The organism is Streptomyces niveiscabiei (assembly GCF_001419795.1).
GTDB classification, from domain to species: domain Bacteria; phylum Actinomycetota; class Actinomycetes; order Streptomycetales; family Streptomycetaceae; genus Streptomyces; species Streptomyces niveiscabiei.
Map to the genome: position 1 here is coordinate 1 of NZ_LIRL01000271.1, position 7,916 is coordinate 7,916.

6 protein-coding genes are annotated in these 7,916 nt (G+C 75.5%); all 6 read left to right on the forward strand.

Annotation, left to right across the window (positions count from 1 at the left end; translation table 11 throughout):
• Nucleotides 1-235: 235 nt before the first annotated feature.
• Nucleotides 236-1,801 (forward strand): ABC transporter substrate-binding protein, encoded by a 1,566-nt coding sequence (locus tag AOK24_RS14525; RefSeq protein ID WP_133258141.1) that lies wholly within the window; start codon nucleotides 236-238, stop codon nucleotides 1,799-1,801.
• Complete coding sequence (locus AOK24_RS14530; RefSeq protein ID WP_055720489.1) at nucleotides 1,798-2,748, forward strand: ABC transporter permease; 951 nt, start codon at nucleotides 1,798-1,800, stop codon at nucleotides 2,746-2,748. Before AOK24_RS14525 ends, AOK24_RS14530 begins: the two co-directional genes overlap by 4 nt.
• Nucleotides 2,745-5,171, forward strand: a complete 2,427-nt coding sequence (locus AOK24_RS14535) for an ABC transporter ATP-binding protein/permease (protein ID WP_079056813.1) — start codon at nucleotides 2,745-2,747, stop codon at nucleotides 5,169-5,171. Before AOK24_RS14530 ends, AOK24_RS14535 begins: the two co-directional genes overlap by 4 nt.
• A gap of 15 nt (nucleotides 5,172-5,186) precedes the next feature.
• A complete protein-coding gene (locus AOK24_RS14540) occupies nucleotides 5,187-5,852 on the forward strand; it encodes a TetR/AcrR family transcriptional regulator (RefSeq protein WP_055720490.1) in 666 nt (221 codons plus the stop codon).
• Nucleotides 5,853-5,965: 113 nt separating this feature from the next.
• Nucleotides 5,966-7,561, forward strand: coding sequence for an MFS transporter (locus AOK24_RS14545; RefSeq protein ID WP_055720491.1), 1,596 nt, complete (start codon nucleotides 5,966-5,968; stop codon nucleotides 7,559-7,561).
• The coding region (locus AOK24_RS14550) for a methyltransferase domain-containing protein (protein ID WP_159051869.1) at nucleotides 7,548-7,916 on the forward strand (369 nt) is incomplete at its 3' end. The genes AOK24_RS14545 and AOK24_RS14550, both read left to right, overlap by 14 nt.

The following is a 7,916-nucleotide window of genomic DNA, read 5'->3' on the forward strand; positions in this document are numbered from 1 at the left end:
AGCCCCCTCCGCCCGCCTGCCAGACCGGCACCCCGGATACGCCCCACCGCTCCCCGGGTTTGCCGTATAGCCCTTTTCCAATCCTCAGCCGCTTTACGCCTGGTACCGCCACTGCTGTGTCGGTACGCGGTGGGTCCGGCGCCCGGCCGGGAGTCGTGTCCCGCTCGTTATTGAAAATGATTGTCGTCACGGGTAGGTTCGTTTACGTCGTATACCCACGGGAGAGGGAACCGGAGTGATAACTCGGCGTGCCGCGTTGCGCGGCGTCGCGGGAGGGGCGGTGGCGGTGACCGCCGCCGGAGCGCTGGCGGCCTGCGGAGGCGGGAGCGACCAGCAGCCCGCCGCGAAGGCGCCCGCCACCCCCCGCAAGGGCGGAAAGCTGCGGGCGGCGTTCATCGGCGGCAGCACGGAGTCCACCGACCCCACGCTCGCCGCGGGCGTCGGCATCGACTACGTACGGGCCCGCGTCGTCTGGGACGCCCTCGGCGAACTCGACGGCGGCAAACCGGTGTGGCGGCTCGCGCAGAGCGTCGAACCCAACGCCGACGCCACGCGGTGGACCGTACGGATCAGGAAGGGCGTCACCTTCAGCGACGGGCGCGCGCTCACCGCGAAGGACGTGCTGTTCAGCCTCCGCACGCTGATCGCGAAGCGCAGCCCGCAGGCCGGGTTCATCGCGCACCTCGACCTGAACAAGGCGCGCGCCCGGGACACCTGGACGCTCGAACTGCCCCTCACCATGGCGGACGGGTTCTTCGACCTCGCCCTCGCGCACTCGATGTTCGTCTTCCCCGACGGCACCAAGGACCTCAGCAAGGCGGTGGGCAGCGGACCGTACGTCGTCAAGGAGTGGCAGGCCGGGCGCAGCAGCCTCCTCGTGCCCCGGGCCGACTACTGGGACGCCGGCCACGGCGGCCCCTACCTCGACGAGTTGGAGCTGATCCCCGTCACCGACGCGGCGGCCCGGCTCAGCGGCCTCAAGGCGGGCCAGTTCGACTACGCCGGCGGGCTCGCCCTGACCGCGCTGCGCACCGAACGCGGCAACAGCGCCCTGCGCCTGGAGATCCCGCCCAAGGACCTGTGGGTCGACCTCAGCCTGCCCATGAACCTCGGGCTGAAGCCGTTCACCGACCCCCGCGTCGTCCGCGCCGTGAAACTCGCCCTCGACCGCGCGTCCCTGGTCCGGACGGTCACCCTCGGCCAGGGCGAGACGGGCAACGACCTCGTGGGCGCCCACCAGCCCTACTACGCCACCGGCATCGCGCAGACCGCGTACGACCCCGAGCAGGCCCGCAGGCTCCTCAAGGAGGCCGGACAGGAAGGGCTCGCCGTCCGCATCCGCACCTCGGACTACGACTACGGCACCGAGGAGAGCGCCACCGCGATGGTGCCGATGCTGGCGAAGGCCGGCATCACGGCGACGCTCGACAAGGTGCCCGCCGCCGACTACTACAGCGACTTCAAGACGATCCTCGCCACCCCCGTCCAGACCGCCGCCTACCACCCCAACCCGCTGCCGCTGGCGATCCGCACCTACTACGGCTCGACGGCCTCCTTCCCGCTCACCGGCACCAAGGGCGCCCCCGCGCTCGACCCGCTGATCGCCGCCATGAACCGGGCGACCCGGGAGGAGGAACGGCGCACACGGGTCGCGGACGTGCTGGAGCACCTCCACGAGCACGGCGGAGACGCCCTGTTCGCGCGCGTGCCGACCGTGTCGGGCTCGGCCGCGACAGCACACGGGGTCACACCGCGCGGCTACGCGGACTTCCCCAGCCTGCGGGACGCGTTCGTCGCATGAGCACCACAGGCCGCCTGGGCCGGATCGGCGGGGCGCTGCTCGTCCTGGGCGCCGTGTCGGTGCTGGTGTTCGCCGCCACCGAGGCCGCCCCCGGCGACGCGGCCACCGCCCGGCTCGGCCCCCAGGCCACCCCGGCCGCCGTCGCCGCGCTGCGCGAACAGCTCGGCCTGGAGCGGCCCGCGCCCGTGCGGTACCTCGACTGGCTCGGGCACGCCGTCCGCGGCGACTTCGGCACGAGCTACGCCAACGGCCGCCCGGTCGCCGAGCTGATCGCCGACCGGTTCGGCAACTCCCTCGTCCTCGGCCTCGCCGCCACGGCCGTGCTCGTGCCGCTCGCCGTCGGGCTCGGCCTGTGGGCGGGGCTGCGGGCCGGGCGGCGCGGCGACCGGGTCGTCTCCGGCGGCGCGCTCGCCCTGGCCGCCGTACCGGAGTTCGTCACCGGCGCCCTGCTGATGGCCGTGTTCGCCGCCGGGCTCGGCTGGCTGCCCGCGGTGTCCCTGCTCGGCGCCGGACAAGGGCCGCTCGACAAGCCCGCCGTGCTCGTCCTGCCGGTGCTCACCCTCGTCTCGGTGGGCCTGGCGCAGAACCTGCGGCTCGTGCGGGCCGGGGTCGCCGAGGCCGCCCGCTCCCCGGCGGTCGACGCGGCACGCCTCAACGGGGTGCCCGAGCACCGGGTCGCCCTGCGCTACGTCCTGCCCGCCGGACTCGGCCCCGCCGTACCGACGCTCGCCCGCTCCGTCGCCTACCTGCTGGGCGGGGCGCTGGTCGCGGAGTCCCTCTTCGGCTACCCCGGGCTCGCCGCACTCCTGGTCGACGCCACGGCCGCCCGGGACGTCCCCGTCGTCCAGGCCGTGGCCCTGCTCGGCGCCGCCGTCGCGGTCACCGCGAACCTCGCCGCCGACCTGCTGGTCCCGCTCCTCGACCCCGTGCAGAGGCACCCGCGATGACCCTCACCTCCGAGCGCCCGCCGCAGCGCCGACGGTGGCGCGGACGCGCCGCGCTCGCCGTCCTGCTCCTCGTCGTCGCCGTCGCCCTCCTCGGGCCCCTGTTCGCGCCGCACGCCGTCACCGACCCCGTGGACATCCCATACGCCCCCGGCAGCGCCCGCGCCCCCCTGGGAACCGACCGGCTCGGCTCCGACGTGCTCAGCCGCGTCCTGTCCGGCGGCCGGGCGCTCCTGCTCGACGCGCTCGCGGTCACGGCCGCGGTCTGCGCCCTCGCCGCGCTGGCCGGCACCACCGCCGCCTGGCACAAGGGCTGGACCGACACCCTGGTCCTGCGCGTCGCCGACGTCCTGCTCGGCATGCCCGCCTTCCTGCTGCTCAGCGTGGTCGTCGTGGCCACCGGACGCGGCCCGTGGGGCGTCGCGCTCGCCACCGGGCTCGTCCTGCTGCCCGACAGCGTCCGCGTGGTGCGGGCCGCGACGCTGCGGATCCTGGCCCAGGACTACGTGGAGGCCGCCGTCGCACGGGGCGAGCGCACGGCGAGCGTGCTGGCGCGCGAGGTGCTGCCCAACCTCGCCCCCGTCCTCGCCGCCGACGCCGGAGTCCGCTTCCTCGGCGCGGTCACCGTCGTCGCCACCGCCGCCTTCCTCGGCTACGGCGCCCAGCCCCCGGCCGCCGACTGGGGCCTGATGGTGCTGGAGAACCGCGACGGCCTCACCCTGCAACCCCTCGCGGTCCTCGCCCCGGCCGCCCTCCTCCTCGTCCTGCTCCTCGCCACCAACCTCCTGCTGGACGCGGCCTTCCCCGGCCCGGCCAGGACACGGACGGCACGCCGCCGCCGTACGGCCGCCCCGGCGACCGGCGACGCCCCGGACCCGGACGCCCTGCTCTCCGTACGAGGGCTGCGCGTGGAGAGCGAGGCCGGGCAGCCCGTGCTGGACGGCGTCGGCCTCGACCTCGCCCCCGGTGAACTCCTCGCCGTCGTGGGGGAGTCGGGCAGCGGCAAGAGCACCCTCGTCCTCGCCGCCCTCGGACAGATCGCGCCGGGACTGCGGCACACCGCGGGCGAGGTACGGCTCGACGGGCACCCCGCGCTGGCGCTCGACGAGCGGCGCCTGCGACGGCTGCGCGCGGCCGTGTGCGGCTACGTCGCCCAGGACCCGCGCACCGCCCTCGCACCGCACCTGCGGATCGACGCGCAGCTCACCGAAGTGCTGCGGGCCCGCGGCGTCCCCAAGGCGCAGTGGCCGCAGCGCACCGCACGGGCCCTGCGGCTCGCCGGACTCGACCGGCCCTCGGAGGTCCTGCGCCGCCGGCCCCACCAGCTGTCCGGAGGCCAGCGGCAGCGGGCCGCGCTCGCCGTCGCCCTCGCCGTGGAACCGCGCCTGCTGGTCCTGGACGAGCCGACCAGCGCGCTGGACACCGTCACCTCGGCGGCCTTCCTCGCCGACCTGACCCGGCTGCGCCACGAGACCGGCACGGCCGTCCTGCTCGTCTCCCACGACCTCGGCGCGGTGGCCGCCGTCGCCGACCGGGTAGCCGTCATGGACAGCGGCAGGATCGTGGAACTCGGCGCAGCGGACACCGTCCTGAGGGAACCGGCCGACGCACACGCACCGGCAGCCCCCACCCCGACAGACCCGGCACCGGGAACCCTCCTCAGCGCCACCGGCCTCACCCTCACCCGCCGCCACACCTCCGTCCTCGACGACGTGTCCCTCGACCTCGGACCCGGCGACTGCCTCTCCGTCGTCGGCCCCTCCGGCTGCGGCAAGACGACCCTGCTGCGCTGCCTCGCCGGTCTCGACACCCCCACCCGGGGCGAGATCCGGCTGCACGGCGAGACCTGCGCAGCCGACGTACGCGACCGCGACCCCCGGCAGCGGCGGGCGGTGCAGCTCGTCCCCCAGGACCCGTACGCCTCGCTCAACCCGCGCCACACCGTCGCCGCCATCGTCGGCCGACCCCTCGTGTTCCGCGCCGACCTCCCCGCCGCCCGGCGGCAGGGCGAGGTGGCGCGGCTGCTGGCACAGGTGGGCCTCGACCCGGCGCTGGCCGCCCGGCTGCCCGGGGCGCTCTCCGGCGGCCAGCGGCAGCGCGTCGCCCTGGCGCGGGCGCTCGCCGCCGACCCCGAGGTGCTGCTCTGCGACGAGGTGACCAGCGCGCTGGACCCGTCCGTGGCGGCCGGAGTCGTCGAGCTGATCGCAGGCCTGCGGGAGCGGGAGGGGCTCGCCGTCGTCATGGTCACCCACGACCTGTCGGTCGCCGCCCGCCTCGGCGGCCGGGTGGCCGTGCTGCACGACGGCCGCATCCGCGAGACGGGACCGGCCGCCCGGGTGCTGAGCCGGCCCGAGCACGACGTGACCCGCGCCCTGGTGGCGGCCATGCCCGGTGCCAGGGCCCGGGGAGAGGACGTGACGCGGTGACTCTAGGGTGGCGGTATGCCGAGCAGGACGACCGACAGCGACGGGACACGCCCCGGGACGGGCAAGCGGCGCTCCCCGCTGAGCCGGGCGACCGTCGTGGCCACCGGCCGGCGGCTGGCCCGCGACGAGGGGCTGGCGGCCGTCACCCTGCGCGCGGTGGCGGCCGAACTCGGTGTGACGGCCATGGCGCTGTACCGGCACGTGGGCGAGAAGCGCGAACTGCTGGTCGCCATGCTGGACGACGTGGCCGAGGAACTGGTGATCGAGGACGGCCCCGGCTCCCCGTCGGACCGCCTGGTGCTGGCCTTCCGTTCCCTGCACGACCATCTGACGGCGGAGCCGTGGGTGGCGGAGGTCCTCAGGGGCGGCGACCTGTTCGGGCCGGCCGCCGCGCGCTTCGTCGAGCATGTCCTCGCCCTGCTGGCGGAGGCCGGGCTCGACGAGGAGCAGGCCGCCGACGCCTACTGGGCGCTGTGGTGGTACACCTTCGGCCACCTGTCGTACCTGCCCGCGCTGGGGCCCGAGGGCCGCCCCGCCCGGCACGAGCTGATGACCCGAGTCCGGATGGACGACCATCCCCGACTGGCCCGGATGCTGTCCCGGCCGCCGCGCGAGGGCGCGGCGCAGGACGCGTTCGTACCCGGTCTGAAGGCCCTCCTGCGGGGCCTGCCGGCGGACTGACTCCGGCGCCCCACCCCGGGCGCTGAGTTCTCGCAGTTCTCGCACCGCGTCGTGCGGCGCTGCCGTCCGCCCGTCCGTATACGTCGTATACCCATGTCTTCGAGGGGTTTCCCATGACCCAGGACGCACGCCCGCGACCGCCGGCCGAGACCGCCCCGGCGGCCGGCGGCGGCTGGCTGCTCGCCATGACGTCACTGGCCGCCGTGCTGATGACGCTGGACATCACCGTCGTCAACGTCGCGCTGCCCGAGGTGGCCGCCGACCTCGACGCCGGACTGACCGGACTGCAATGGGTGGTGAACGCCTACACCCTCGTCTTCGCCGCCCTCCTGCTGCCCGCCGGATCGCTCTCCGACCGCATGGGCCGCCGCCGGCTGTTCCTGACCGGCGTCGCCGTGTTCACCGCCGCCTCCGCGGGCTGCGGCGCGGCCCCCGGCGTCGGCACGCTGATCGCCTGCCGCGCCCTCCAGGGCCTGGGCGGCGCACTGGTGATGTCCACCGCGCTCGCCCTGATCGCCGGAGCGTACGAGGGCCGGCGCCGCCAGTCGGCCATCGGCATGTTCTCCGCGGCGGGCGGCGCCGCAGCCGCCCTCGGCCCGCTGGTCGGGGGCGCCGTCGTCGAGGGCCTCGACTGGCGGTGGATCTTCTACGTCAACCTGCCGGTCGGCGTCCTCATCGTGCTCGGCACCGCCCTGCGCGTGCCCCGCGACGACCGCGCGGGCCGGCTCCCGCGCCCCCAGGGGCGGTTCGACCTGGTCGGGCTGCTGCTGGCCGCCGGGTCGCTGCTCGGCCTCAACTACGGCCTGGTGACCGGCCCCGAGCACGGCTGGACGTCCGCCTCCGCGCTGCTCCCGCTCGTCGGCGGGGCCCTGCTCATCGCCGGGTTCGTGGGGTGGGAGACCCGGCAGCGGGACAACGCCCTGTTCGACGTACGGCTGCTGCGGGTGCCGTCGTTCAGCGGGGCGATCGTGCTCAGCTTCGTCTGCCGGGTGGTCAGCTTCGGCATCCTGCCCTACCTCATCCTCTGGCTGTCCGGCATGCTCGGCCACGGCCCGCTCGGCACCGGGCTGCGGCTGCTGGCGATGACCGCGTTCATCATGCTGGTCGCCCCCTTCAGCGGGCTGCTCCTCAAAGTGCTGCCCACCCGGGGCGTCATGGCCCTCGGCACCGGGATCACCGCGGTCGGCCTGCTCACCATGGCCCGGGTCGGACCCGACGACTCCTGGCTCGTGATGCTGCCGGGCCTGGTGCTGCTCGGCATCGGCGGGGCGATCGCCTTCCCGCCGCTGATGGGCATCGCCGTCGGCGTCGTACCGCCGGAGCGGGCCGGGATGGCCTCCGGGATGACCAACACGTTCTTCCCGCTCGGCACGGCGACCGGTGTGGCCGCCTTCGGCGCGGTGTTCGGCACCCGCATCGACCACGACCTCGACGACACCCGGCTCGCGGCCCTGCACGTCCCCGAGGGGATGCGCCAGCAGGTCAGGGACTCCGTGGCCGCAGGCCAGTTCGGGCAGCTCGAACGCGCCCTGCCGGCCGGGGCCCGCGAACCCGTCCTGGACGCGGCCCGCTCCGCGCTCACCGCGGGACTCGCCACGATCCTCGTCGCGGCGGCCGTGATCAGCCTCCTGGCAGCCCTCGTCTCCTGGACCCTCATCCGCGACCAGGACCAGCTGACCGCCCCGGAGCAGGCCGATGTCCCTGCCTGACACCGACCTGTACGGCGCCGCCGCCGAGTTCTACGACCTCCTGGCGGGCCCCACCTGGGCCCGGCTCGGCCCCCTCCTGCGCCGCGCCCTCGACGGCGCCGACCCCGCGGACGGCCCCCTGCTCGACCTCGGCGCCGGCACCGGCCTGTCCACCGAGGCCGCCGCCGACGCCGTCCCCGGGGCCCGGATCCTCGCCGTCGAGCCCTCCGCCGCCATGCGCGTCGCGCTCGCCACCCGGCTCGCCTGCCGGCCCGCACTCGCCGCACGCGTCACCGTCACCGCCGGCACGCTCCCCGACGTACGGCTCCCCGACCGCCTGTGCGCGGCCGTCGTCCTCGGCGTCGTCGGCCACCTC

Coding starts and splice junctions, on each gene's coding strand:
- AOK24_RS14540 (WP_055720490.1), top strand. CDS start 5,187: ATGCCGAGCAGGACGACCGACAGCGACGGGACACGCCCCGGGACGGGC.
- AOK24_RS14535 (WP_079056813.1), top strand. CDS start 2,745: ATGACCCTCACCTCCGAGCGCCCGCCGCAGCGCCGACGGTGGCGCGGA.
- AOK24_RS14545 (WP_055720491.1), top strand. CDS start 5,966: ATGACCCAGGACGCACGCCCGCGACCGCCGGCCGAGACCGCCCCGGCG.
- AOK24_RS14530 (WP_055720489.1), top strand. CDS start 1,798: ATGAGCACCACAGGCCGCCTGGGCCGGATCGGCGGGGCGCTGCTCGTC.